Annotated in this window: 23 protein-coding genes; 17 read left to right on the top strand and 6 right to left on the bottom strand. The window is 66.4% G+C overall.

What is annotated here, in order from left to right:
- Positions 1 to 49: 49 nt before the first annotated feature.
- The 3 genes from cpaB to QNO00_RS05285 form a co-directional block, all read right to left on the bottom strand.
- Positions 50 to 724: a Flp pilus assembly protein CpaB gene (gene cpaB / locus QNO00_RS05295; RefSeq protein ID WP_284023866.1), complete on the bottom strand. Its 675-nt coding sequence runs from the start codon at positions 722 to 724 to the stop codon at positions 50 to 52.
- Positions 725 to 839: 115 nt separating this feature from the next.
- Entirely contained in the window at positions 840 to 1,157 is a 318-nt protein-coding gene (locus QNO00_RS05290; protein WP_229964932.1) for an FmdB family zinc ribbon protein, read from the bottom strand.
- Positions 1,158 to 1,248: 91 nt separating this feature from the next.
- On the bottom strand, positions 1,249 to 1,878 hold the full coding sequence (locus QNO00_RS05285; protein WP_284023865.1) for a 5-formyltetrahydrofolate cyclo-ligase: 630 nt from the start codon (positions 1,876 to 1,878) through the stop codon (positions 1,249 to 1,251).
- 80 nt (positions 1,879 to 1,958) lie between these two features.
- Between QNO00_RS05285 and galU the strand changes: the two genes are divergently transcribed.
- From galU to QNO00_RS05265, 4 genes are all read left to right on the top strand, one after another.
- On the top strand, positions 1,959 to 2,864 hold the full coding sequence (galU, locus tag QNO00_RS05280) for a UTP--glucose-1-phosphate uridylyltransferase GalU (RefSeq protein WP_229964934.1): 906 nt from the start codon (positions 1,959 to 1,961) through the stop codon (positions 2,862 to 2,864).
- A gap of 4 nt (positions 2,865 to 2,868) precedes the next feature.
- Complete coding sequence (locus QNO00_RS05275; RefSeq protein ID WP_284023864.1) at positions 2,869 to 3,483, top strand: GNAT family N-acetyltransferase; 615 nt, start codon at positions 2,869 to 2,871, stop codon at positions 3,481 to 3,483.
- Between the two features lie 90 nt (positions 3,484 to 3,573).
- Positions 3,574 to 4,578 carry a hypothetical protein gene (locus QNO00_RS05270; RefSeq protein WP_284023863.1) on the top strand — a complete coding sequence of 335 codons (1,005 nt, stop codon included), beginning with the start codon at positions 3,574 to 3,576 and terminating at the stop codon, positions 4,576 to 4,578.
- A 14-nt stretch (positions 4,579 to 4,592) separates the two neighbouring features.
- The gene (locus QNO00_RS05265; protein ID WP_284023862.1) at positions 4,593 to 5,891 is read left to right on the top strand and encodes a phosphotransferase family protein; all 1,299 of its coding nucleotides are present in this window, start codon (positions 4,593 to 4,595) and stop codon (positions 5,889 to 5,891) included.
- 7 nt (positions 5,892 to 5,898) lie between these two features.
- Here the strand turns inward: QNO00_RS05265 and QNO00_RS05260 are convergent, their stop codons facing one another.
- Positions 5,899 to 6,372, bottom strand: coding sequence for an Lrp/AsnC family transcriptional regulator (locus tag QNO00_RS05260; protein ID WP_229964938.1), 474 nt, complete (start codon positions 6,370 to 6,372; stop codon positions 5,899 to 5,901).
- A 208-nt stretch (positions 6,373 to 6,580) separates the two neighbouring features.
- Between QNO00_RS05260 and QNO00_RS05255 the strand changes: the two genes are divergently transcribed.
- The 8 genes from QNO00_RS05255 (at position 6,581) to QNO00_RS05220 (ending at position 14,351) form a co-directional block, all read left to right on the top strand.
- Positions 6,581 to 7,822: an MFS transporter gene (locus QNO00_RS05255; protein WP_284023963.1), complete on the top strand. Its 1,242-nt coding sequence runs from the start codon at positions 6,581 to 6,583 to the stop codon at positions 7,820 to 7,822.
- Positions 7,823 to 7,888: 66 nt separating this feature from the next.
- Positions 7,889 to 8,815, top strand: coding sequence for an N-acetylglucosamine kinase (locus QNO00_RS05250; RefSeq protein ID WP_284023861.1), 927 nt, complete (start codon positions 7,889 to 7,891; stop codon positions 8,813 to 8,815).
- Positions 8,808 to 9,257, top strand: coding sequence for an NUDIX hydrolase (locus QNO00_RS05245; RefSeq protein ID WP_284023860.1), 450 nt, complete (start codon positions 8,808 to 8,810; stop codon positions 9,255 to 9,257). Before QNO00_RS05250 ends, QNO00_RS05245 begins: the two co-directional genes overlap by 8 nt.
- Positions 9,258 to 9,410: 153 nt before the next feature.
- Positions 9,411 to 10,514, top strand: a complete 1,104-nt coding sequence (locus QNO00_RS05240) for an ABC transporter ATP-binding protein (protein ID WP_284023962.1) — start codon at positions 9,411 to 9,413, stop codon at positions 10,512 to 10,514.
- 1 nt (position 10,515) lies between these two features.
- A complete protein-coding gene (locus QNO00_RS05235) occupies positions 10,516 to 11,298 on the top strand; it encodes an ABC transporter permease (protein ID WP_229964941.1) in 783 nt (260 codons plus the stop codon).
- Positions 11,299 to 11,307: 9 nt separating this feature from the next.
- On the top strand, positions 11,308 to 12,093 hold the full coding sequence (locus QNO00_RS05230) for an ABC transporter permease (RefSeq protein ID WP_284023859.1): 786 nt from the start codon (positions 11,308 to 11,310) through the stop codon (positions 12,091 to 12,093).
- The gene (locus QNO00_RS05225) at positions 12,090 to 13,055 is read left to right on the top strand and encodes an ABC transporter substrate-binding protein (protein ID WP_229964943.1); all 966 of its coding nucleotides are present in this window, start codon (positions 12,090 to 12,092) and stop codon (positions 13,053 to 13,055) included. The genes QNO00_RS05230 and QNO00_RS05225 overlap by 4 nt, the downstream gene beginning before the upstream one ends.
- A gap of 78 nt (positions 13,056 to 13,133) precedes the next feature.
- Complete coding sequence (locus tag QNO00_RS05220; protein WP_229964944.1) at positions 13,134 to 14,351, top strand: pyridoxal phosphate-dependent aminotransferase; 1,218 nt, start codon at positions 13,134 to 13,136, stop codon at positions 14,349 to 14,351.
- Between the two features lie 55 nt (positions 14,352 to 14,406).
- Here the strand turns inward: QNO00_RS05220 and QNO00_RS05215 are convergent, their stop codons facing one another.
- On the bottom strand, positions 14,407 to 14,646 hold the full coding sequence (locus QNO00_RS05215) for an exodeoxyribonuclease VII small subunit (protein WP_229964945.1): 240 nt from the start codon (positions 14,644 to 14,646) through the stop codon (positions 14,407 to 14,409).
- 76 nt (positions 14,647 to 14,722) lie between these two features.
- On the bottom strand, positions 14,723 to 16,021 hold the full coding sequence (gene xseA, locus QNO00_RS05210; RefSeq protein ID WP_284023857.1) for an exodeoxyribonuclease VII large subunit: 1,299 nt from the start codon (positions 16,019 to 16,021) through the stop codon (positions 14,723 to 14,725).
- A gap of 133 nt (positions 16,022 to 16,154) precedes the next feature.
- On the opposite strand from xseA, the gene QNO00_RS05205 reads away from it, so the two are divergent.
- From QNO00_RS05205 to QNO00_RS05185, 5 genes are all read left to right on the top strand, one after another.
- On the top strand, positions 16,155 to 16,973 hold the full coding sequence (locus QNO00_RS05205) for a hypothetical protein (protein ID WP_284023856.1): 819 nt from the start codon (positions 16,155 to 16,157) through the stop codon (positions 16,971 to 16,973).
- A gap of 100 nt (positions 16,974 to 17,073) precedes the next feature.
- Positions 17,074 to 18,153, top strand: a complete 1,080-nt coding sequence (locus QNO00_RS05200) for a 4-hydroxy-3-methylbut-2-enyl diphosphate reductase (protein ID WP_284023855.1) — start codon at positions 17,074 to 17,076, stop codon at positions 18,151 to 18,153.
- A gap of 24 nt (positions 18,154 to 18,177) precedes the next feature.
- On the top strand, positions 18,178 to 19,287 hold the full coding sequence (gene ychF / locus QNO00_RS05195) for a redox-regulated ATPase YchF (RefSeq protein ID WP_284023854.1): 1,110 nt from the start codon (positions 18,178 to 18,180) through the stop codon (positions 19,285 to 19,287).
- 6 nt (positions 19,288 to 19,293) lie between these two features.
- On the top strand, positions 19,294 to 21,318 hold the full coding sequence (locus tag QNO00_RS05190; protein ID WP_284023853.1) for a site-specific DNA-methyltransferase: 2,025 nt from the start codon (positions 19,294 to 19,296) through the stop codon (positions 21,316 to 21,318).
- Positions 21,319 to 21,321: 3 nt separating this feature from the next.
- Positions 21,322 to 24,291, top strand: coding sequence for a type III restriction-modification system endonuclease (locus QNO00_RS05185; protein ID WP_284023852.1), 2,970 nt, complete (start codon positions 21,322 to 21,324; stop codon positions 24,289 to 24,291).
- The last annotated feature ends 102 nt before the right edge of the window (positions 24,292 to 24,393 follow it).

Raw genomic sequence — 24,393 nt, 5'->3', positions numbered from 1 at the left:
CGGACATCGAATGCAGCGGACGATCAAATGTCGCAGCACGGCGGTGGGGTCAGCCGCCGGTCAGGATCAGGTGGAGGTTTCCGCTTCCCGATGAGGCGGCCAAAGCCGCTGCCTGATCGGGAAGCGCGGCCAGGACCACCACAGCGCCGCTTTCCTGCGATCCGGGCCACGATGAGGCGCCGTCCGAGCCCGTCCACAGGACCGGGGCATCCGCCGCCAGCACTGCAGGGGCGCCTCCGGCCTGCTCTGCGTCCGGACTTCCGAGGACAACATCCACGAGCTGGCCGGGCGAGAGCAGCTGCACGATGGCAGGGTCCGCAGGGCGGACGGATACGGCTACTGTGCCGGGCGGAGCGCCGGTCAGGAGCCCCGTGCCCACCAGGGAGGTCTGCATCAACGGACTGCCCTGTTTCAGGGGCGTGGCGAGCCGCCGGCCGGTCACCGCATCCACGGCGGCGAAGGAACCGGGCGGAACGGCTGCTGACGCTGCCGGGACAGCACGCAGGTCCTGCGCGGTGAGCAGTGCTCCCGCGGGGAGATCGGCAGCGGCGACCACCAGCGAAACCTCACCCGGGTCCGGCGGCAGCAGGGCCTGAACTGCGGTACCGGCAGCCGCGCAGCACAGCAGGGCGGCAAGCAGGCGCCGCCGGCGGACCACTAAACGCCGCAGTCGCATCATCAGGGAAGAGCCGGGGCCGGGACGCGGCGCAGAAAAAGGAAGCACGGTCCGACCCTAGGAGCCGATGCGTGTTGGAGCAGGGTGTCCCCGCCGGACGGTGGATATGTTCAGTTCCGGACCCGGCAGAAACGCGCTGGGGAGGAGCTGCTGCGCGCAGGAGCTACTTTGCGGAGGAACCGGTTCCCGATGCCGCTCCGGCAGTGGGTGCGGCAGAGGAGCCCGACGAGGACTGGGCAGGCGAGGCTGCGGCTCCGGAGGAGCTGTCGGACTTGGCCGGAGCCGCCGGAACGCTGTTCTTGGCCTCGCGTGAATCAGTGCGGTAGAAGCCCGATCCCTTAAAGACCACGCCTACGCTGTTGAACTTCTTGCGCAGGTTTCCGCTGCAGGAAGGGCAAACGGTCAGGGTGTCGTCGGTGAAGGACTGCTGGATGTCGAAAGCGGAACCGCAGTCCTTGCAGGCATAGGCATATGTAGGCACTGTTACTTACTCCTCCTGAGAACCAAGATGTCAGGCCCCTGGCCCGGCTGGACGTCGAATAACGGCAGCTGGCACTCGGTGGCCTTGAGTGCTAACTATACACCGGGCGCTGCGCCAGCCCGGTCCACCCCGAGGGCGTCAGTACCGCGTCCATCGGCTCGTCGAAGGGATCTGGCGTCCAGTGGCCGGCGGGCGCCAGTTCATGGTCGTACACGATGCCCACCGCCGGAGCGGGGTTGCCGCCCGACCGAAGCTCCGACAGGAACCGGTCGTAATAACCGCCGCCCTTGCCCATTCGCACGCCGTTCCGGTCGACCGCGAGGGCGGGCACCAAAAGCAGGTTCAGGTCCGGCAGTTCGGCGGGGGACAGGCGCGGCCCTGCGGGTTCCGGAACCGAGGGGAAGAGTCCCGGAAGGAGCGGTGTTCCGGGTTTCCAGCGGCACCAGGAGAGCCTGCGGTCCGGCTCGCAGACGGGGACGACGACGTCGTACCCCATCTCCAAGAGGTTCTCCAGCAGCGGCGCGGTCCCCGGTTCACGGCCCGCTGACAGATAGCCGGCGACAGTGCTGCCCGGCCGCACCAGGTCCGGAAGAACCGCCGCTGCATGGATGGCCAGGGACCGGCCGGCAGCGAGCGGGGCATCCGGCGGCAATTCCCGGCGCAGCCGCCGGTACAGCTGCCGGGCCAGTTCCTTGGAGGTGGGGGCAGCGGGGTTCGTCATGTTTCCATTGTCGCAATAGTCCCAGCCGCAACAGATTGCGTTTTGGTGAAAAGAGGCTGTGCTTCTGTACTCTTACGGACATGACTTCACGCGCGACCGTAACCAAAGCCGTAATTCCCGCCGCCGGGCTGGGTACCCGATTCCTGCCGGCCACTAAAGCCATGCCGAAGGAAATGCTCCCCGTGGTGGATAAGCCCGCCATCCAGTACGTGGTGGAAGAGGCCGTCAATTCCGGGATGTCCGACATCCTGATGATCACCGGCCGCAACAAGCGGTCCCTGGAAGACCATTTCGACCGGGTTCCGTTCATCGAAAAGACACTTGAAGACAAGGGTGATCTGGAACGGCTCGCCATGGTCCGGGCCGCGTCTGAGCTGGGTGAAATCCATTACCTCCGCCAGGGCGACCCCAAGGGCCTGGGACATGCGGTCCTGCGCGCGAAACTGCATGTGGGCAACGAGCCCTTTGCCGTACTGCTCGGCGACGACCTCATCGACGCCCGTGATGACCTCCTGAAGCAGATGGTGGAGGTCCAGGCCAAGACCGGCGGTTCCGTGGTTGCCCTCATTGAGGTTGAACCTTCGCAGATCAGTGCCTACGGCTGCGCCGACATCTCCGTCGTTGAGGGTGAAGACTACGTCCGGGTCAACAAGATGGTGGAAAAGCCTGCCGTTGAAGAGGCTCCGTCCAACCTCGCCGTCATTGGCCGCTATGTGCTGCACCCGTCCGTGTTCGGCGTGCTGGAGGAAACCGGCCCCGGACGCGGCGGCGAAATCCAGCTGACCGACGCCCTGCAGACCCTTGCCGCCCAGGAAGAGGGGGAGGGTGCCGGAGTCTACGGCGTCGTCTTCCGCGGGCGCCGGTACGACACCGGTGACAAGCTCAGCTACCTCAAAGCAGTGGTGACCCTGGCCTCCGAGCGTGAAGATCTGGGCCCGGACCTGCGCGAGTGGCTCAAGAGCTTCACCGGTACGCTCGAAAGCTGATGCCGTGTGGGGGTCGGCCATTTGGCCGGTGACGCTGGAATGCGGCGACCTGGGGCTGCGGCCCATCCGCTACCGCGATCGTCGGGAATGGACGGCCCTCCGCATCCGCAACGCCAAATGGATGGCGCAGTGGGAGGCGAGTAATCCGCTGCCCGGCGGTGAGCTGCCAACCTATGCGGCCATGGTGCGCAGCCTGAACCAGCAGGCCCGCGAGGCCTCGGCGCTTCCGTTCCTGATCACCGAACGCCGCGGCGGGCTGCGCACGCCGCCAGCGATCGTCGGACAGCTGACTGTCTCGACGATTGTGTGGGGTTCGGCGCGCATGGCCACCCTTGGCTACTGGGTGGATGAGGAGCGGGCAGGCCGCGGGATAGCGCCGACGGCGGTGGCCCTGGCGACTGACCACTGCTTTGGCGTGCTGGGGCTGCACCGCATGGAAATCAACATCAAACCGGACAACAGGGCGAGCCTGCGGGTGGTCGAAAAGCTGGGCTTCCGAGATGAGGGGCTGCGGGAACGGTACCTGCACATTGCCGGACAGTGGGCGGACCACCGCAGCTTTGCACTGACCACTGAAGACGTGCCGGATGGCCTGCTGACTCGCTGGCTGGCCCGGTGACGGCCGCCGGCTACGGGTTTTTTGGCACCGAACCCCGACACACCGCCAGTAATGCGCGCTCCGGTGTGCATTAGCTCATAACGTCGTAGTGTGGACTTCCCTCTCAACAGCTCCCTGATCCTGGCCGTTACCGTTGGCCTCTGGCTGCTGTGGGTTGCTCCGTACGTTTTCCGCCGGTCCGACCTGTCCGCAGCGCCGGCAGCCGCGGGCATGCCAGCTCCCTCGTCTACAGCCATCCGCTCTTCCATCACCGCCGATGGACTGTCCCAGCAGGGGAACATTATGCACAACACCTCCATCCGGCCCGGAAATTCCACCGGCACATCGGAGCCCTACACCGGCGCTCCGGCACCGGTCCAGTTCAGGCAGCCGGTATTCCGGATCCACTACGGCCGCACCGCCCTGGCCCTGGCCGGCGCGCTGGCCCTCGCCCTGGTTGTGATCGGATTGCCGCTGGCTGCCTTCGGAGTTGCTTCCTGGTGGCTCCCCGTCGGTGCCTTGGCGGTGGGCGGCGCAGCGATTGCCTCACTCCGCGCGCTTGCCGTGCAGGCACGCCGGAGCAGGGTTGACGCCGCCTTCCGCGCGGCGATGAGTGTCGGCCGGCCGGCACCGCCGCGGCCGGCAGCTCCTGAGGCCCCCGCCGCAGAGCCGGTGCGGCATTACCCCGAAACCGTCCTGTTCGACGCCCAGAGCGTCTCCGGCGCGGGCCGTCCGGCGGCCACTGCGCCGGCCGGCGCTGCCCCTGAGGCCTCGCTCACCACTGCACCGGGAGCTCCGGACCGCAGGCCCACGGCAGCGGAACTGCGCAGCGCTGCGCTGGAAGTTGCCGCAAAAGCGGCACCCGCCGGACCGCCGAAGACCTCCACCACCCCCTGGGAACCGGTGGCGGTTCCGAAACCGATCTATGTGGAAGCCCCGGTTGCCTCACGCCCGGCACCGGAACCGCTCGTCCTGCCGGAAACCCCCAAGCCCGCAGCACGGACGCCGCTCCGCGCCCCGGCCGCCGCGGCCGAAAGCGCCGAGTCCGGCAGCAGCGGCGCACCGAGCACCGGCAAGATCAACCTGGACGACGTCCTCCAGCGCCGCCGCGCCTAGGCGCCGCTCCCTGCATGAACCGCGGCAGCCGGACCGGCGCGCGAGGAGACCGCGAGGCCGCGTCCAAGGCGCTGCTTGAAAGTTCCGACATGTCCGGCCCGCTGGCGGCCGCTCTGCGTCCCCTGGGCCTCAAGCCGGTTGCTTGGGCCCACGTTCGCTCCCATCATCGGCCCGGCGCCGGCATCAGTGCCCTGTACCGGGTCGAAGCCGTTCCCCGTTCCGCGGCTGCGGGACACCGGCCCCTGCACCTCCAAGTGGGAGCCACCACAGATCTCAACGCGGCCGACGGCGGCGCCACGGCCCGGGGCACGGTCGGCGGCACTGCGGTCCGCCTGTGGGTCCATCCGCGCGACCCGGTCCTGCTGGGCCTGCCCTGGGCGACCAGCGCCGAAGCGGTGGCCCGCGATGTCTTCGGCACAGACACCGATGCAGCGCGTGCAGCCCTGAACCTGGTGGCCTACCGGCCGCTGCGCCGGGCTGTCGTCCGGGCAACCTTGGAACGGCCGGACGGGTCAGCCGGGCCAACCGTTTACCTCAAAGTTCCGCAGCCGCACCTGGCTGCCGGCCTGCGCCTGCGCCTGCAGCTGGCGGCGGCTGCCGGGCTGCCCGTTCCGCCGCTGCTCGACACGGTGGCCGGTGCCGACACGGTGTCCGGTGCCGGCCCGGCTGCCGGCGTTTTGATCCTGGGCGGCCTTCCGGGGCGATCGCTGCACCGGGAGCTGAGCGCAGCCGGGACCCCGGCGCTGGACCCCGAAGCACTGGCCCGGCTCCTGGACCGGCTTCCGGCGGCGGGCCTGGCCCTGCCGCGCCGGCCGGCCTGGTCCGAGCGCATCATGGACTACGCTGCCGGCGCCGCCGTCGCGCTGCCGGACGGGGCAGAACGGATTACCCGGTGTGCACGAGCAATAGCCGCCGGAGTCCGCTCGACCGATCCGGGACCGGTGGTGCCCACGCACGGGGACTTCCACGGCGGAAACCTGCTTGCCGGCACGGGCAACGCGGCACTGCGGATCACCGGCATGCTCGACGTTGACGCCCTGGGACCGGGACACCGGGTGGATGACCTTGCGTGTTTCCTGGGCCACCTGTGGGTGCTCGCGGCCCTGTCCCCGGAGAACACCGGGCTGCAGGATGCGGCCGGACGCTGTGCCCGGGTCTTCGCCCGCCAGACGGATGCGGCGGCCCTCTACTGCCGCTCCGCGGCGGTGGCCCTTACCCTCGTTGCGGGAGCCGCCGCACGCGGCTCCGGGGCGGCCCGGCGGACGGTGGCCGCGGCGGAGGAACTGCTGAACCGGTCCCACGGCCCGTTCTAAGCGCCCGCTAGGCCGGAGGCACCAGCTTTTCCAGCAGCGGCTCACTCCGGTAGGGAATGTGCTCGTGCAGGGCCAGCACCGTCTCGGTGCGGATCACACCCTTGATCCGCAGCACGAAACGCAGGGCCGTCTGCAGCTGCTGCGTGTCAGTGGCCGCCAGCCGGCACCAGACGTCGCCGTGCCCGGAGATCTCGTGAACCTCCAGGACCTGCGGCAGGGTGCGGAGCCCGGCAATCACGGTATCCAGTTCCCGGTGCGAAACCTCAATGGTGACAAACGCCAGCACGTCGTAGCCCAGCCGTGCCAGATCCACGTCCCGACCGCCCGGGCGGATCAGCCCGGCCCGGTCCAAATGCTTCAGATGGCTCTGGGTGGTGTTCCGGGCGATGCCCAGCGTTTCGCTGAGGTCGCCGATCTGGGCCCGCGGGTTCCGCACCAGCTCCAGCAGCAGCTTCAGATCAACCGCGTCCAAGTTGCCCATTGCGCGCATCTCCTCTCAGGGATTACGGAGAATATTGATCGAAACCGTCAATTGCTGGGACTTTTGTGCATCATCAGGCCCGGCACAGCCCATCCTATAGTGGAATTGGTCAAGAATTCCGATGTGGTGAAAGCGCCCCGCGACCTCGTCCTGAACGGGCCGGAATGCTGGACGAACTCGGCGAATGCAGAAGGGTATTGGACACGCGTTGACAGTCCTCAATGAACTTCGTATGCGGCCCGCCGCGGCCGGGCGCCGCGAATGGGATGCATCCCGGCGGCCCCGGCTGCTGCTGACACTGGCAATCATGACCACCCTGCTGGTGGGCGCCAACCTCGCCACGCCGCTTTATCCGCTGCTCGGGGAGCGGCTGGGGCTGACCCACTTCGGGGTGACAGTGGCCTTTGCCGCCTATGTGCTGGTCCTGGTGGCCGGTCTGCTGCTGGTGGGGCACTGGTCCGACTTCATTGGCCGCCGGGCAGCACTGGTGCTGGCCAGCGTTGTCAGCCTCCTCGGCGGCGTGCTGTTCGGAACCGCCACCGGCATGGGCGCGCTGATCGCCGGCCGTGCGCTGCAGGGAGCGTCGGTGGCCCTGGCCACCGGTGCCAGTTCCGCGGCGCTGCGGGAGCTGCTGCCGCACCGGCCGGAGTGGGCCACCCGGTTTACGCTTCTGGTCTCCGCCGGCGGCGTGGCGGCCGGTCCGGTGATCGGCGGCCTGCTGTCGCTGCTGCCTGCCCCCACCCTGACCCCGTTCCTGATCCATTTCGTGGTCCTCGCCGGGCTGCTGGTTCCGCTGTGCCTGCTGAAGGCACGCCCCGCCATTGCCGTGCCGCCGCTGGGCCGGGCGCTGGCCGCCCTGCGTCCGCGCCGCCTGGCGGTCTCCCACCAGGCTCGGTCCCAGTTCTGGATGGCCTCCGTCACCGGATTCCTGAGCTTCGCCGTTTTCGGCTTTTACCTGTCCCTGGCGCCGACCTACTTCGCCGGCATCGCCGGCACCTCCTCCCGCCCCGTCGTCGGGCTGCTGGCCGCCCTGGCGCTGGCGGCCTCGGCCGTCAGCCAGCTCACCGGTGTCCGCGGACGCCTGGTGGTGCCGGCCGGGCTGGCGCTGATGGGAACCGGCGTCGCGCTGATCCCGGCGGCGGGCGCCCTGGGCAGCGTTCCCCTGCTGGTGTCCGCCTCCCTGGCGGCCGGCTTCGGCCAGGGGATGGCCTTCCGGACGGTGTTCAACGACGTCGCGGCAAAGGTGGAACCGGCACAGCACGCCCAGATCATCAGCACGGTTTACGTGATCACCTATCTGGGCAGCGCCATTCCCGTGCTCGGACTGGGCGCCGCCGGTGCGGCATGGGGCCTGCCGTCGGCCGTGGCCTGGTTCTCCGCGGCCATCGCCCTCAGCTGCGCCGTCCTGTGCGTGTTCGCGCTGATCCGGTCCCGCAAAAAAGCCGCCTGACGACCTGCACGCCGCCGCACCAGGCCCGGCATACCCAGCGGCCCCGGCGGAAAGTAGGCTGGTCGCATGCAGAATTCCAGTGAGGCACCCGCCGCCGGGTCCGGGCCCAGCATCATCGGACTCGACATCGGCGGCACCAAGACCCACGGACTGCTCCTGCGCGACGGCGCTCCCGCCGCGGAAGCGACAGCCGGCAGCGCCAATGTGCAGAACGTCAGTCCGGCACAGGCCGCAGCCAATCTTGCCGAGATCTTCACAGCGCTGGGAGCCGGTTCGGTTGACCGCGTCATCGCCGGCTCCGGCGGCATTGACACCGACGACGACGCCGCCGCCCTCCGCGCGCTGATCGCTCCGCACGCTCCGGAGGCAGTGGTGGACGTCATCCACGACACCCGGCTGATCCTGGCCGCAGGGGAGAGCCCGGCCGGCATCGCACTGATTGCCGGCACCGGCTCGGTGGCGTGGGGGCGGAGCCGCACCGGCCAGGAAGCCCGCACCGGCGGATGGGGCTACCTGCTGGGCGACGAGGGCAGCGCTTACTGGATCGCCCGGGAAGCCGTCCGCCACACCCTGCGCTGCTTCAACCGCGGACTGGAACCCGACCTGCTGGCGGAGTCCCTGCTGCGGGCCTGCTCCGTGACGGAGCCGGTGCAGCTCATCTCGCTGTTCCACGCCGATTCCGCCGGACGGCGCTACTGGGCGTCCAAGGCCGGTGTGGTGTTCGAGGCCGCGCTGCAGGGGAGCGGCGCCGGCGCCGAGATCGTCGAGGGTGCCGCCCGCCACCTGGCCGGGCTGGCCGCTGACACGGCACGCCTGCTCGGCATTGCGGGCCCGGTGGTGGTCGGCGGCGGCCTGGGCAGGCATCAGCCGCTGCTCCGGGACCGGCTGCGGCAGGACCTGGAACGGGCCGGGCTGGAAGACATCCGGTTCCTGCAGCAGGACCCCGTCTACGGCGCCCGCTACCTCGCGGCGCGGGACCAGCCGCGTGGCTGAGGACTTCGACGTCCGGATCGGCGCGTATGCCGTGGTGCTATCCGGCGGCAGCATCCTGCTCTCGCACTGGAACGACCACGGCTACTCCAGCTGGACCCTGCCCGGCGGGGGACTGGAGCTGCGCGAAGACGCCCCCGCCGCCGTCGTGCGGGAAGTCCGGGAGGAGACCGGCTTCACCGTGGAACCCGAAGAGCTGCTGGGCGTGGACAGCATCTTCATTCCGCCGGAACACCGCTTCCCCGGCGAAAGCCGCCGGCTCCTCCACGCCCTGCGGATCATCTACAGCGCCCGGATCACTTCGGGAGTGCTGACCCACGAGCTCGGCGGCAGCACCGACAAAGCGGAGTGGGTGCCGCTGGACCGGATTTCCGAGCTGGGCCCGGCACCCCTGGTGCAGGTGGGGCTGAAGCTGGCCATCCGCAACGCCTCCTGTTCCGAGTGAACAGCTGGACTACCAACATTCTCTGTCCTACCGTTCAAAGCGTGTCCTACCGTTGAACTTCCGGCAGGACACGAGTTCCGCAGGACCCCATGAATTCCAACGGAAGGCACCGCCATGACCCCGCCGGACCCCGCCCCGCGGGCCGCCGAGCCGATGATCAGCTTCCGCGGCGTGACGAAGTCCTTCGCCGGCTCCCCGGCACCTGCCGTGGACGGCCTCAGCATGGACATTGCCCGCGGTTCCATCACTGTTTTCGTGGGTCCGTCCGGATGCGGAAAGACAACGTCCCTGCGCATGATCAACCGGATGATCGAACCCACGGCCGGGTCCATCACCGTGGACGGCACCGATGTCAGCGCGGTCAAGGCGCCGGAACTGCGGCGGTCGATGGGGTACGTCATGCAGTCCGCCGGCCTGATGCCGCACCGCACGGTGCTGGACAACGTGGCCACCGTTCCCCGGCTGCTTGGGCAGTCCAAGGCCCGGGCCCGGGCGCGGGCCGCGGAACTGCTCGACGTCGTCGGACTCGACCCGTCGCTGGGCGGACGCTACCCGCTCCAGCTCTCCGGCGGCCAGCAGCAGCGCGTGGGGGTGGCCCGGGCGCTCGCCGCCGATCCGCCGGTGCTGCTCATGGACGAACCCTTCAGCGCCGTGGACCCCGTGGTCCGCGCCGAGCTGCAGGAGGAGCTGCTGCGCCTGCAGCGGGACCTGGCCAAGACCATTGTGTTCGTCACCCACGACATCGACGAGGCGACCATCCTCGGGGACCGGGTCGCCGTATTTGCCGTGGGCGGGCGGCTGGCGCAGTACGCGGCGCCCGAGGAGATCCTGCGTGCCCCGGTGGACGATTTCGTGGCGGGATTTGTCGGCCGGGACCGCGGCTTCCGGCATCTGTCCTTCCAGGCGGGACAGGATGTTCCGCTGCATCCGGTGCAGCTGCTGGAGCCGGCAATGCTGGCGGATCCGTCAGAGGCGGTCGCCGGAGACTGGGCGCTGGCGGTCGACGACGGCGGCCGGCCGTTGGGCTGGGTGCCGAGGGGGAACCGGGCTGCCGTCACCACCCCGGCGCAGCTGGTGCCCGGCGGCTCGCTGTACCGGGAAGGCGAGAACCTGCGCAAGGCCCTCGACGCCGCACTGTCCTCACCCGCCGGGCTCGGCGTGGCGGTGGACGCCGACCAGCGCGTGATCGGTGCCATCCGGCCCGCCGAAGTGCTGGCCCAGATCGAGGCGGCCCGGCTGCAGCGGAGCGGAGGCTGACGTGGAGTGGTTCCTCGCGCACACCGACCAGGTGTTCCGGCTGACCGGGCTGCACCTGTACCAGTCGATCGTGCCGCTGGTGCTCGGCGTCCTCATCGCCGTGCCCCTGGCCGCCCTGATCCGCGGCAGCAGCCGGCTGCGCGGCGCCGTGCTCGCCACCGGATCGCTGCTCTACACCATTCCGTCGCTGGCCCTGTTCGTCACGCTGCCGGCGATCCTGGGGACCCGAATCCTGGACATCAGCAACATCATCATTGCCCTGACGATCTACGCCGTCGCGCTGATGCTCCGGGTGGCGGTGGACGCCTTCGACTCGGTCGACGACGGCGTGCGGCAAGCCGCCGTGGCGATGGGCTACCGGCCCCTGCGCCGGTTCCTGACCGTTGACCTGCCGCTGTCGGTGCCGGTGCTGATTGCCGGGCTGCGGGTGGTGTCGGTCAGCAACATCTCGATGGTCAGCGTGGGGGCGCTGATCGGAGTGGAAAACCTGGGCTTCTTCTTCCGGGACGGACTGCGCCGCTATTTCATCACCGAAATTGTGGTGGGCATCGTCGCGACCCTGGTGCTGGCCTTCCTGATGGACCTGGTGTTCGTGCTGCTGCAGCGCGCCCTGACGCCGTGGCTGCGGGCGGGCCGGAAGGCAGGGGCGGCCGACGGCGGATCCGGGCCGGGCAAACCGGGCGGCCGGCGCAGCGGCCGCGGCGGCGGCAGTGCCGGCACCGGTGCGCCGCTGCGGGCGGGCACCGGAGCTGCCGCCCCGGACATCGCACTGAAGGGGGCGTAGATCATGCCAGTGACGATTCCCCGAACCGACTGCACCAGCACCAACGCCCTGGGACAGGGCTGGGAATGGCTCACCGACCCTGCCAACTGGACCGGCGCCGCCGGGATTCCGGTGCGGACCCTGGAGCACCTGCAGTACACCGGGCTGACCCTGCTGATCGCCATCGCCATCGCCGTCCCGGTGGGCCTGTACATCGGCCACACCGGACGCGGCCAGGTGGCCGTCGTCGCTGTCTCCGGCTTGCTGCGCGCACTGCCGACGCTGGGCATGCTGACCCTCTTCGTCCTGCTGGCCGGGCTCGGCCTGATGCCGCCGATCTGGTCCCTGGTGCTGCTGGCGGTGCCGCCGCTGCTGGCCGGAACGTACTCCGGGATCGCTTCAGTGGACCGCAGCGTGGTGGACTCGGCCCGCAGCATGGGGCTGACCGAGCTGCAGATCCTGTTCCGGGTGGAAGTCCCCAACGGGCTGAAGGTTCTCTTCGGCGGTCTGCGCGGCGCCACCCTGCAGGTTGTTGCCACCGCTGCCGTGGTGGCCATGATCAACCTCGGCGGACTGGGACGGTACCTGATCGACGGACTGGCCCTGGCCGACTACGGGCGGGTCTTCGGCGGCGCGGTGCTCATCGCTGCGCTGGCGCTCGCCGTCGACGGCATGATTGCCTTGGCAGCACGATTCTTGATTTCACCCGGCCTGCGGGAGGGCCGCCCGTCGGCGGCGGCCGCCGGGGCCGGGAGCGTAACCATACCGACCGGAGGCGGACCTGCCGCTGCCGGCTCACAAGGAGGAAAACAATGACCCAGCACATGCGCCGGAACTCCCGGCGGAGGGGCCTGACGGCCCTGGCCGGAAGCTTCACCCTGGCTCTCGCCCTGGCCGGTTGCAGCGGCGGCGGTGGCGGCGACCCCCTGGCCTCGGAATCGCCGTCGGAAACGGCAGCGTCCGGAGCCGCGGAGGCCATTGTGGTGGGCTCGGCCGATTTCCCGGAGTCCAGCACCCTTGCCGAGATTTACGCCGGAGCGCTGAACGGAGCCGGAATTCCGGCCGAAACCAAACTCGGCATCGGTTCGCGCGAGGTCTACCTGCCCGCCCTGGAAGACGGATCCATCAACTTGATTCCGGAATACACCGGCGCCCTGCTGGTGGGAGTTGATCCCGAGACCGACTCGGTGGACGCCTCCGAGATCGTCGACGCCCTGCCCGATGCCCTGCCCGAGGGCCTGGTCATTCTGGAACCCTCCGAAGCCGAGAACAAGGACGCCATGGTCGTCACCGCGGCCACGGCCGAGAAGTACCAGCTGGAGAGCATCGAGGACCTCGCCAAGGTCTGCGACCAGCTCACCCTGGCCGCCCCGGCCGAGTTCGCCGAGCGCGCGCAGGGGCTGGCCGGCCTCAAGGACAAGTACGGCTGCGAGTTCAAGGAATTCACGCCGATTGGCGACAGCGGCGGTCCGCTCACCGTGGATGCCCTGCTGAACGACGACGTGCAGGTGGCTGACATTTATACGACGACGCCGGCCATCGAGGAAAACGACCTCGTGGTCCTGGAAGATCCCAAGCAGAACTGGCCTGCCCAGCAGGTGGTTCCGCTGGCCTCGGCGGACGCGCTCACCGACGAAGCCACCGAGGTGCTGAACCGGGTGTCGGCGCAGCTGACCACCGAGGACCTGATCGAGCTGAACCAGGCTGTGAGCGGAGACCAGAAGCTGGATCCCAGCGAAGCGGCCCGGACCTGGCTGGAAGAAAAGGGCTTCGCCTAGCCACTGCCGCCGGTCCCCGAGGACCCCTTTCCGCTTCACATGCGGAAGGGGGTCCTCTCTCTGTGGCACGATGAATGGATGGCAGAATTCAAGCAGTCGCACAAGCTCCACAACGTTCTCTATGACATCCGGGGGCCGCTGCTGGAGCATGCGCAGCGCATGGAGGCGGCCGGCCACCGGATCCTGAAGCTGAACATCGGCAATCCGGCGCCGTTCGGCTTCGAGGCCCCCGAAGCCATCCTGGTGGACATGGTGCGCCACCTGCCCAAGGCCCAGGGCTACAGCGACTCCCGCGGCATCTTCTCCGCCCGCACCGCCGTCGTGCAGTACTACCAGAGCCGGGGCATCCAGAGCATCGACGTCGACGACGTCTACCTGGGCAACGGCGTCAGCGAACTGATCACCCTGTCCATGCAGGCGCTGCTGAACACCGGCGACGAAATCCTGGTGCCGGCACCGGATTATCCGCTGTGGACCGCGTCGGTGTCGCTGGCCGGCGGCACCGCCGTGCACTACCTGTGCGACGAAGACGCGCACTGGTGGCCCGACGTCGAGGATCTTGAATCCAAGATCACCGACCGCACCAAGGGCATCGTGCTGATCAACCCGAACAACCCCACCGGCGCCGTCTATCCGGAACACATCGTCAAGGCCATCGTGGACCTGGCCCGCAAGCACGGGCTGATCATTTTCTCCGACGAGATCTACGAGAAGATCCTGTACGACGACGCCGTGCACATCAACTCGGCCGCCGTCACCGGCGACGACGTGCTGTGCCTGACGTTCAGCGGCCTGTCCAAGGCATACCGGATCGCCGGCTACCGCAGTGGCTGGATGGCGATTTCCGGTCCCAAGCATGAGGCCGCCGACTACATCGAAGGCATCAACCTGCTGGCGAACATGCGGCTGTGCGCCAATGTTCCGGGCCAGCACGCGATCCAGACCGCGCTGGGCGGCTACCAGAGCATCAACGACCTGATTCTGCCCGGCGGCCGGCTGAAAGCACAGCGCGACCTCGCCCACAAGATGCTCAACGACATTCCCGGCGTCAGCTGCGAGCTGTCAATGGGGGCGCTGTACCTGTTCCCGAAGCTGGATCCGGAGGTCTATCCGATCGCCAGCGACGAGCAGTTCGCCCTGGACCTGCTCAAGCAGCAGAAGATCCTGGTCTCCGTGGGTACAGCCTTCAACTGGGTGCGTCCGGACCACTTCCGGATGGTCACGCTGCCCAACGTGGAGGACATCGAGGACGCCATGATCCGGCTCGGCGAGTTCCTGAGCACGTACAGGCAGTAGCTGCCTGCCGGCAGGGGACCGAAGGACGCCGCCGGCAGGGGAGCGGGACCGCGGGCTATTCCCCGCGGGCCTGCTCCCGGGCAGCGTCGAGGCGCCGCCGGGCGCCCTCCAGCCAGGACTCGCAGCGGGTGGCGAGCTGCTCGCCGCGCTCCCATAGGGCGAGCGACTCTTCGAGCGAGGCGCCGCCGGTTTCGAGCCGGCCGACCACTGACACGAGTTCGTCGCGGGCCTGTTCGTAGCTCATGGCCTCGATGTCGGCGGGAACTGCTGCTGCTTCGTTTGCTGCGGGGTTCATAACTGGTGCTTCCTTCGGTTCTGGGGAGGATTCCGTGCTGGTGGGGGACGGCGCGGGGGAGGCCGCCGGGGACAATTCATTCGCGCGCGGGCGGCTCTGCGGTGCGGGGAGCGGCGGTGGCCGCCAGCTCGCCGACGGCGACCCGGATGCGCAGCTGCGCCGCGTCGGGGACCGCTGCGGCGTTCCGGACCACGGCGCCGTCGGCCAGCTGCACGACGGCGTAGCCGCGGTCCAGCGTGTTCTGCGGCGACAGGGCGCGCACCTGGGCCCGGAGATGGGAAATGCGGTCGGTGTCCCGCCGGACCTCCGACACCATGCAGGACAGGGCACGCTCCCGCAGGCGCGAGACATCCTGCGCACGCCCGTCGATCATGGTCTGCGGCGCCGCCATCACCGGCCGGGACCGGATGTGGTTCAGCCGCTCCTTTTCCCGGCCAACGGTCAGCTCCACGATGCGCCGAAGCTGCGCCCGGGCGGCGGCAATGCGGTGCAGCTCCTCGCCCACATCCGGCACGATCCGCTTCGCGGCATCGGTGGGGGTGGAGGCCCGCAGGTCGGCCACCTCGTCCAGCAGCGGCCGGTCCGCCTCGTGCCCGATGGCGCTGACCACCGGAGTGGATGCCGCGGAGACCGCCCGAACCAGGTCCTCATGGCTGAACGGCAGCAGATCCTCCAGGGACCCGCCGCCGCGTGCGATCACGATGACGTCCACCTCGGGCATGGCGTCGAGCTGGGCCAGCGCCCGGGTGACCTCGGCGACGGCGTTCACGCCCTGCACGGCGACTTCGCGTACCTCGAAGGCCACCGCAGGCCAGCGCAGCGCGGCGTTCTTCATGACGTCCTTCATGGCGTCGGAATTGCGGCCGGTGATCAGCCCGATCCGTCCGGGCAGCAGCGGCAGCGGCAGCTTCCGGTCCTCGCGGAACAGTCCTTCGGCGGCCAGGGACTGCCGCAGGCGCTCGATCCGGGCCAGCAGGTCACCGATCCCCACCGGGCGGATGTCGCGGGTCTGCATGGACAGCCGGCCGGTCTTGACCCAGAAATCGGGTTTCACCTGGGCCACCACCCGGGCGCCGCGCTCCAGCGGCAGCTCCAGCCGGTTCATCACGGTGCTCCAGACGGTCAGCGAGAGGGAGATCTCCGCATCGACGTCGCGCAGCGTGATGTAGGAGGCGTTGGCGCGCTTGTTCAGCTCGATGATCTGCCCCTCCACCCAGGTGGCGGGGGCACGGTCGATGTACGTCTTGAGGTTCTTCGAGAGCAGCTGCAGCGGCCAGGGATTCTCGGGAGTCGTTTCCGCGGCGGTCTTCGGAAGGCTGGTGGGAGCCTTTTCGTCGGCACCGGAGGGGTCCAGGGGGTCTAGGGGGTCTTGCATAAGTTAATGTCTATCAGGTGCCGCCCACAACGCGCGTTCCGGACCCGGACGGTACGCTTCTGGATACGCTTCTGGAACCGTCGGATGCAACAGGTCCGCTGAGCCATTCTGCGAAGGAACGAGGAGACAATCCATGCGAACATTCGGTTCGGCACTTTTGGGCCTGGTGGCCATCCTGCTGGCGGCCGCCGCTTTCTGTTCCGCCTGGCTGGCGGAAAACGTGGTCTCCCAGAACGGTTTCACCTCCCTGGGACAGCCGCTGGGCACCGATGAGGCTTTCCAGCAGGAACTTTCGGAAGCGCTGGGGCGGCAGGCGGCTGCCAGCATTGAGGCGCCCTCCGCCGTCATGCCCCTGGTGGAGCCGCTGATCAGCACCGCGGTGCAGGGAGTGCAGGCGCTGCCGGCGTATCCGCAGGCCTGGGATGAGACGCTGCGCGCCTCGCATGCCGAGACGTTCGACGGCGAGGGCGAGGTCACCCTGGACGTGGCGCCTCTGGTGGGGCTGGTGACGGAAACCATCGGCGGCGAGACAGGGGTCGACGTCGTTCCGCCGGAACAGTCGCCGGTGCCCCTCGCGGGAGCGGACCAGCGCCACTATGTCGAGCTGGCGGTGAGCGCGGCCAATGCCTGGCCATTCCTGGCCGCGGGTGCCGTCGTGGCCGCCGTCCTGGCCCTGCTGCTTGCGCGCAGGCGCAGCGCCGCCCTGGCCTGGCTGGGCGTCGGCGGTGTGCTGGCCGGGGGATTGATCTGGGTGGGCGCCGCCAGCCTGCCGGGGCTCGCGGACCGTCCGGCCTACGGCAGCGCCGTTGCTGAAACGTTCGGCTCCGCTTTCGCGGCGGAAGTCTCCGCGAGCCTGCAGGCCTGGACCGTGGCCTTCCTCCTCGGGGCGGCGGTGCTCCTGGTGCTGGGACTGGTGGCACATTCGGTGAGCGGATTGCGCCGGCGCCGATAGACCGGCAGCTCCGGCGGGGAGGCAGGCCGGGCAGTGCGCCGACAGCGGACTGCCCGCCCCGGTGCCCGTTGGCCGCCGGGGTAACCGATAGCATGGAGGCATGACCAGCACTGCCGTATCCGTGCCTATGCCCACCGTGCCCCGCCGGCGCCGCAGCCCCCAGGAGGTGGCTGCTGCCGCCCCTGTAAACGGCCCCCGCCGTGTCCTGCTTGCCGCACCGCGCGGCTACTGCGCCGGTGTTGACCGTGCCGTGATCGCGGTGGAGAAGGCTCTGGAGGCCTACGGGCCGCCCGTCTACGTCCGCAAGCAGATTGTGCACAACCTCCACGTCGTCCAGACACTCGAGGAAAAAGGAGCCATCTTCGTCGACGAAACCGACGAGGTTCCGGAGGGATCGCTGCTGATCTTTTCTGCCCACGGTGTGTCACCCGCCGTCGTGCAGTCCGCCGCGGACCGCCAGCTACGCACCATCGACGCCACCTGCCCGCTGGTGACCAAGGTCCACAAGGAAGCCGTCCGGTTCGCCCGCGACGACTTCGACATCCTGCTGATCGGGCACGCCGGACACGAGGAAGTCGAAGGCACCTACGGCGAGGCGCCGGAGCACACGCAGATCGTCAACGGCCCCGAAGACGTCGACAAGGTGACGGTTCGCGATCCGGACAAGGTGATCTGGCTGTCCCAGACCACGCTGAGCGTCGATGAAGCGATGCACACGGTGGAACTGCTGCGCAAGCGGTTCCCCACTCTGCAGGATCCGCCCAGCGATGACATTTGCTACGCCACCTCCAACCGCCAGACCGCGATCAAGAAGATCGCACCCGAGGCCGATCTGGTCCTGGTGGTGGGTTCGGCGAACTCCTCCAACTCGGTGCGCCTGGTCGAAGTTGCCCTGGAATACGGAGCCAAGGCCTCCTACCGGATCGATTTCGCCAACGAGGTGGACGAGAGCTGGTTCGAGGGCGTCAGCACCGTCGGAGTGACTTCCGGCGCCTCGGTTCCGGAAACCCTGGTCCAGGAGGTGCTGAACCTGCTGGCCCAGTATGGCTACGGCGACGTCGAGGAAGTGGTCACGGCGCAGGAGGACATCATGTTCTCGCTGCCCAAGGAGATCCGCGCCACCCTCAAGGCCATGGGCGACACCTCCCGCGGTTTGGGAGGCCGGCGCGCCGGAGCGTAGCCGACACCGGTATGATTGTTTACCGTGGCTCTTACTATTGGCATCGTCGGCCTGCCCAACGTCGGCAAATCAACCCTGTTCAATGCGCTGACCCGCAATAACGTTCTGGCGGCGAACTATCCGTTCGCCACCATCGAACCGAACGTCGGCGTCGTCTCGCTGCCGGATCCGCGGCTGGCCAAGCTGGCCGAAATCCACGGCTCGGCGCGCATCCTTCCGGCGACGGTGTCCTTCGTGGACATCGCCGGCATCGTCAAGGGCGCGTCCGAAGGCGAAGGCCTCGGCAACCAGTTCCTGGCGAACATCCGCGAAGCCGAGGCGATCGCCCAGGTGATCCGCGTGTTCGATGACCCCGACGTCATCCACGTGGACGGCAAGGTGGATCCGCGCTCCGACATGGAGACCATCAACACCGAACTGATCCTCGCCGACCTGCAGACGCTCGAAAAGGCGATTCCGCGGGTGGAGAAGGAAGTCAAGATCAAGAAGCGCGACGCCGCGCAGCTGGCCGCCATGCAGGCCGCCCAGAGTGTGCTGGAGCGTGGCGACACCATCTTCGCTTCCGTCGCCTCCGACAAGCTGGACATGGAGCACCTGCGCGAGCTGAGCCTGCTCACCGCCAAGCCGTTCATCTACGTGTTCAACGTCGACGACGCCGTGCTGGCCAACCCGGAACGCCAGGCCGAACTGCGCGAACTCGTGGCACCGGCCGACGCCATCTTCCTGGACGCCAAGCTCGAGGCCGACCTCGTGGAACTGGACGAGGACGAAGCCCGTGAAATGCTCGAAATGAGCGGCCAGGAGGAGTCAGGCCTGGACAAGCTGGCCCGCGTCGGCTTCCACACGCTGGGCCTGCAGACCTACCTGACCGCAGGTCCCAAGGAAACCCGCGCCTGGACCATCCGCAAGGGTGACACCGCGCCGCAGGCTGCCGGCGTCATCCACTCCGACTTCCAGCGCGGCTTCATCAAGGCCGAGGTGGTTTCCTTCGACGACCTCGTCGAGGCCGGCTCCATGGCCGAGGCCAAGTCCCGCGGCAAGGTCCGCATCGAAGGCAAGGACTACGTCATGGTCGACGGCGACGTGGTGGAGTTCCGTCACGGAATAACCTCTGCGGCTCAAGGGAAAAAGTAAGCGCCAATGATCCTAGAAGCGTATGAGGCAAACGAAACCGCTGGTCCGGCGGACTTCGAGATCGCAAGGCTGCGTGCCGCCCTGCCGGAGTACTTCGACAAGGACGGCGGCTTCATGCTTGACCGCCTCCAAGAGGCGCTTCGCGCTGGCGAGGTAAACCTGACCCGAGAGGGATACGAGCTCAAGTTTCTCGGAAAGTCGTATGCCAAATACCTGACCTCGACGAAGACTGAGACAGTCGTGGTCCCCGATCTCGAGCACAATTCTGATGTCACCAACGCCTCGTCGGAGAATCTCTATGTCGTCGGCGACAACCTTGACGCGCTTAAGCACCTCCTTGGCTCGTACAGCGACAAGGTGAAGTGCATATATATCGACCCGCCTTACAACACCGGGTCGGATGGGTTCGTCTACAACGACGACTTCGGTTTTACCGAGAAACACCTCATGGAGAAGATCGGTCTGGGAGAGGACGAGGCTCGACGGATCATTGACCTACGAGGCAGGTCTTCACACTCCGCTTGGCTTACGTTCATGTACCCACGGCTTGAGCTCGCCAAGGAGCTGTTGGCAGACGATGGCGTGATCTTCATCAGCATCGACAATAACGAGCATACGAATCTCCGTGCTATCTGCGATGAAGTCTTTGGTGAGCAGAATTTCGTTGAAACTATCGTCTGGAACAAGCGAATTCCAAAGAACGATAAGGGTGTTGGAAGTATTCACGAGTACGTCCTGGTCTACGTCCGGAACGCATCGCGGGATCATGAGTTTACAATGCCGAAGGACGGGCTTTCCAGCGTTCATACTCTCCTAGAGAAGCTGAAACGCCGAAACATCCCAATCCCACAGGCCGAAGCAGAGATCAAACAGCTGTACAAGAAACAGCAGTTTGACCGCGGGATCACTTTATATAACTCGCTGGATAAAGATTACCGGCTGTGGGGCAAAATCAACATGAGCTGGCCCAACGCTGACACTTTCGGTCCAACGTACGATGTTCTGCATCCGGTTTCCGGTGTTCCCGTAGCAGTGCCCGATCGAGGCTGGCGCTGGAAGAAAGAGACTTTTGAAGCCGCTGCGGGGATCGTAGACGGGGCCTATTCGCATGTTGAAGAACTCCCAGACGGAAGTTTCCGAGCCGGTAAGATCTGGTTTGCAAGGAACGAGAAAACGCAGCCGAGCTCGATCAGCTATCTTGATGAGCTCGACACATTGCTCCTTCGGTCAATTCTTTCAACGAAGAGTGACGGAGGCGTTGAGGTCGAAAAGCTCCTGGGCCGCAAGGGTGTCTTTTCCTACCCGAAGCCAACTTCAATCCTCCGGACTTTGATCTCTTCCGTGAATATGCAAGATGGAGACATCGTTCTCGACTTCTTCTCTGGCTCCGCGACATCAGCGCATGCCGTTATGCAGCTCAATGCTGAGGACGGTCTTCGTAGACGGTATCTTATGGTTCAGCTGCCGGAGGCCGTCGACCGTGGGGGTTCTGCTTTCAAGGCGGGTTATAGCCATATAGACGAGATTGGACGGGACCGCATCAGGCGGTCTGCAGAGAAGATACGTGCTGAGACCGACGCTCAGATCGACTACGGATTCCGACTGTTCCGGCTCACTGAGCCGAGCCAGAAGACGGTGGACGAACTTCAGTCGTTTGACCCGAACAATAGCGACGTCCTTTTCAGCGGCGACTTCTTGTCGAAGTTCAGCTTCGGTGGCACGCCCGGTGACGAGGTAGCGCTCACGACCTGGTTGGTTCAGGACGGCTTCGGCCTGACGCCTGAGGTTCAGACGATCCGACTTGACGAGTACGAGCTCCGCGTGTGCCGCGGCTCCGGTTACGTTATCCAGCCAGGCCTGACTAGCGAGGACGTCCTCCAACTCGTGTCCATGCTCGAAAATGGTGAGCTTGATCTGGATCGTATGGTCGTGTTCGGCTATTCAGTCACATTTTCAGTGATGCACGAGTTGAAAAAGAACCTTGCATCGCTCAAGTCGGGGCGCACTATCTCCGTGATCGAGAGATTCTGATCAATGCAGATTCGCCTGCAGACTCTTGAGCACCAGCAGCGCGCCCTTAGGGCACTGACGCGTGTCTTCGACGGAGTCGATCTCGATACCAGTACCCCTCCCGAGGCCAACATTGCGTTCGACCCCGCAGACCCGCAGATCGCCCATAACATCGCCGAAATCCAGTCGGGTGTGCTTGACGGCATCGCTGCTATACCGCGCCCCTGGCGTGGTCACATCGACGACGGCGCTCTCGGCATTGACGCGAAGATGGAGACTGGAACGGGCAAGACGCTCGTCTACACGCAGCTCATGTATGAGCTGAACCGTATGTACGGGTTCACGAAGTTCATCGTCCTGGTGCCGTCGACTCCGATCAAGGAGGGCACGAAGGCTTTTGTGCAGTCGGATTACGCCAGAAAGTACTTCGCTGACGCATACGGGGGGCGACTGAGCCTCCAGCTGGACGTCCTCGACCCGCAAAAGCGCTCTAAAGGGCGGAAGATGTTCCCCAGTGCCATCGCGAGCTTCGCTCACGGTTCGCGGCTCTCTCGCGGACGTATTTCGGCGCTCCTGATGACCGACGGCATGTTGTTGTCCAAGACGACCATGGCTGCCGATTATGACCAGACTGTTCTGGGCACGGCGAGCGTCCCCTACGAGGCACTGCGCCAGACGCGCCCAATCGTGATCATGGATGAGCCCCACCGCTTCCGTCGTGAGAACAAGGCCTACCGGGCAATTGTCGAAGAGATACAGCCCCTGGCGGTCTTCCGTTTCGGAGCAACGTTCCCGAAGCTCGATAAGAGCGGTAAGACCGACTACAACAACCTCGTCTTCAACCTCGGGGCGGTCGAGGCGTTCAACGAGCAGCTGGTCAAGGGCGTCGCGATCCAGTACCCGGTGGACGCGTCTGGGGAGACAACCCGGCTGAAACTCACGAGTCTCTCGCCACGCAAGCCCAAGCAGGCCACCTTTAAGAACCTCGACACGGGAAAGCCGCTCACCTTCGATCTGGGCGAGTCGCTCTCGTTCGCAGACGGCGCCTTCGCCGGCATCACCGTCGAGTCGATCGGAAAGACTGAGCATCCTGCCATCAAGGCGGGTGTGACGCTGTCGAACGGTCAGGTGCTCGCGATCGGCGATACCCTCGCTGCCCGGGTCTACTCACACACCTACCAGAGCCTGATGATGCAGCAGGCGATTGAGAACCACTTCGAAGCAGAGTGGGAGAACTTCCGCCGCGCGATCAAGGTGAAGACGCTGACCCTGTTCTTCATCGACTCGGTCGCGTCGTACCGCGGCGACGGCACCAGCGGGCACCTTCGGTTGCGCTTCGAAGAACTGCTCGCCGCGAAGCTGACGGCCGAGATCGAGAACCGCCAAGGTGATACCTCACCGGTGGCACAGGAGTACGTCGCCTACCTGAAGGCATCGCTCGCAGATGTGCCTGCGACGAACGGCGGCTACTTCGCGGCCGACAACTCGACTGCCGACGAGGCGATCAAGGCCGAGGTCGATGACATCCTTCGCAACAAGGAGTCGCTGCTCTCGTTCCACGGCGCGGACGGTGCACCGAACACGCGGCGGTTCCTGTTCTCCAAGTGGACCCTGCGAGAGGGCTGGGACAACCCCAACGTTTTCCAGATCGTGAAGCTGCGCTCCTCCGGATCCGACATCTCCAAGCTCCAGGAGGTCGGCCGCGGGCTCCGCCTGCCGGTCGATGCCAAGGGCACCCGCCTATCCGGTGAGCAGTTCTACCTGACGTACCTCATCGATTACACCGAGCAAGAGTTCGCTGACTCGCTGGTGTCCGAGATCAACTCCGACGCGGCCGTCGGCCAAGCCACGGTCAAGGAGCTGCTGCCCAAGGTCGCTGCAGAGCTCGGCATCGACGAGACCAAGCTCTTCATCGAGCTCCTCACCAAAGGGCTCGTCGATTCGGACAAAAACGTCGTCGCGGGACGTGAGAACGATCTCTACGAGGCCTACCCCGCGTTCAACAAGACCGGGCTCAAGCCGGACAAGATCCGCAAAGATGGAAAGTCGACCAAGGTCGGCATTCGCCCAGAGCGGTACAGCGAGCTCAAGGAGTTATGGGAAACGGTCAACGCTAAGTATTACCTCCGGCTTGAAGACCTGTCGCTGGACGAGATCGACGAGTGCATCGACGCAGTCCTCGATCTGGAGATCTACCGCCCCGTCGTCGGTCGGTTCACGCAGGACACGATCGTCAAGGACGCCGAGGCAGGGCTGAAGATTCAATCTGAGACCAAGAGAATCTTCGATGCTACCGAGACGATTCCCTATGGGGAGTGGCTCAAGCTCGCTTTCGCTCAGACGTACCTGCCGATAGACCGGGTCCATGCAGGGCTCGTACGTCGGAACGCGAAGACGGCGCTTCCGAGCGACTTCTTCAACAAGGCGACGCTCGGTGAGTTCGTCATGCAGTTCGCTGAGTGGATGCAGAAGGAGTTCCTTGAGCGCTTCTCGTACTCGCGGATCGACGGTCTCGTCGGCGGCACTGCGCTCACTGATGCCGACGGTGCCCCCCTCGAGAGCATCGTCCAGGGCAACATTGGTGTGCTCCGTGATGAAGGAGAGAAGGTGCCGGATAAGTTCCTCTACGACGCCTTCGTGTACGACTCCCCGAAGGAGCGGGACACGATCCGAGACTCCAAACTCGACGAGGTCGTGGTCTACGGGAAGATCCCACGGAGATCGATCAGGGTTCCGCTCTACTTTGGCGGCACGACCAGTCCCGACTTTATGTACGTGCTCAAGCGCGCCGACGGGAAGCTGTCTCTCAACTTCGTCGTCGAAACGAAGGATGTCGAGAAGCACTCCGACATGCGTGAGAGTGAGCAGCTACGGATGGAGGCAGCGAAGCGGTTCTTCGACTCGATGAGCTCCGAGAACTTCGACGTGGCATTCAAGCCGCAGGTCAAGCGCGATGACATCGTCACGATGATCAAGCAATTGCTGAAGGCCTAACCTCGGGTTGAGGCTCGCTGACGCAGACGCCGGCAAAATATTAAACAGTCGCCGGTGTCGACCTGGGCTTCTAGCTGGGGACCCCAGCAGTGGCTAGGCATC

Source organism: Arthrobacter sp. zg-Y1219 (genome assembly GCF_030125545.1).
In the GTDB taxonomy this organism is placed as follows: domain Bacteria; phylum Actinomycetota; class Actinomycetes; order Actinomycetales; family Micrococcaceae; genus Arthrobacter_B.
This window is presented reverse-complemented; position numbering and strand designations above follow the sequence as displayed.

Bases quoted from the DNA above. Each gene is read 5' to 3' on its own strand.
- QNO00_RS05190 (WP_284023853.1), top strand. From the start codon at position 19,294: ATGATCCTAGAAGCGTATGAGGCAAACGAAACCGCTGGTCCGGCGGAC.
- QNO00_RS05260 (WP_229964938.1), bottom strand. From the start codon at position 6,372: ATGGGCAACTTGGACGCGGTTGATCTGAAGCTGCTGCTGGAGCTGGTG.
- galU (WP_229964934.1), top strand. From the start codon at position 1,959: ATGACTTCACGCGCGACCGTAACCAAAGCCGTAATTCCCGCCGCCGGG.
- QNO00_RS05185 (WP_284023852.1), top strand. From the start codon at position 21,322: ATGCAGATTCGCCTGCAGACTCTTGAGCACCAGCAGCGCGCCCTTAGG.
- QNO00_RS05250 (WP_284023861.1), top strand. From the start codon at position 7,889: ATGCAGAATTCCAGTGAGGCACCCGCCGCCGGGTCCGGGCCCAGCATC.
- QNO00_RS05225 (WP_229964943.1), top strand. From the start codon at position 12,090: ATGACCCAGCACATGCGCCGGAACTCCCGGCGGAGGGGCCTGACGGCC.
- QNO00_RS05215 (WP_229964945.1), bottom strand. From the start codon at position 14,646: ATGAACCCCGCAGCAAACGAAGCAGCAGCAGTTCCCGCCGACATCGAG.
- QNO00_RS05240 (WP_284023962.1), top strand. From the start codon at position 9,411: ATGATCAGCTTCCGCGGCGTGACGAAGTCCTTCGCCGGCTCCCCGGCA.
- QNO00_RS05205 (WP_284023856.1), top strand. From the start codon at position 16,155: ATGCGAACATTCGGTTCGGCACTTTTGGGCCTGGTGGCCATCCTGCTG.
- QNO00_RS05220 (WP_229964944.1), top strand. From the start codon at position 13,134: ATGGCAGAATTCAAGCAGTCGCACAAGCTCCACAACGTTCTCTATGAC.
- QNO00_RS05200 (WP_284023855.1), top strand. From the start codon at position 17,074: ATGACCAGCACTGCCGTATCCGTGCCTATGCCCACCGTGCCCCGCCGG.
- QNO00_RS05265 (WP_284023862.1), top strand. From the start codon at position 4,593: ATGAACCGCGGCAGCCGGACCGGCGCGCGAGGAGACCGCGAGGCCGCG.
- xseA (WP_284023857.1), bottom strand. From the start codon at position 16,021: ATGCAAGACCCCCTAGACCCCCTGGACCCCTCCGGTGCCGACGAAAAG.
- QNO00_RS05285 (WP_284023865.1), bottom strand. From the start codon at position 1,878: ATGACGAACCCCGCTGCCCCCACCTCCAAGGAACTGGCCCGGCAGCTG.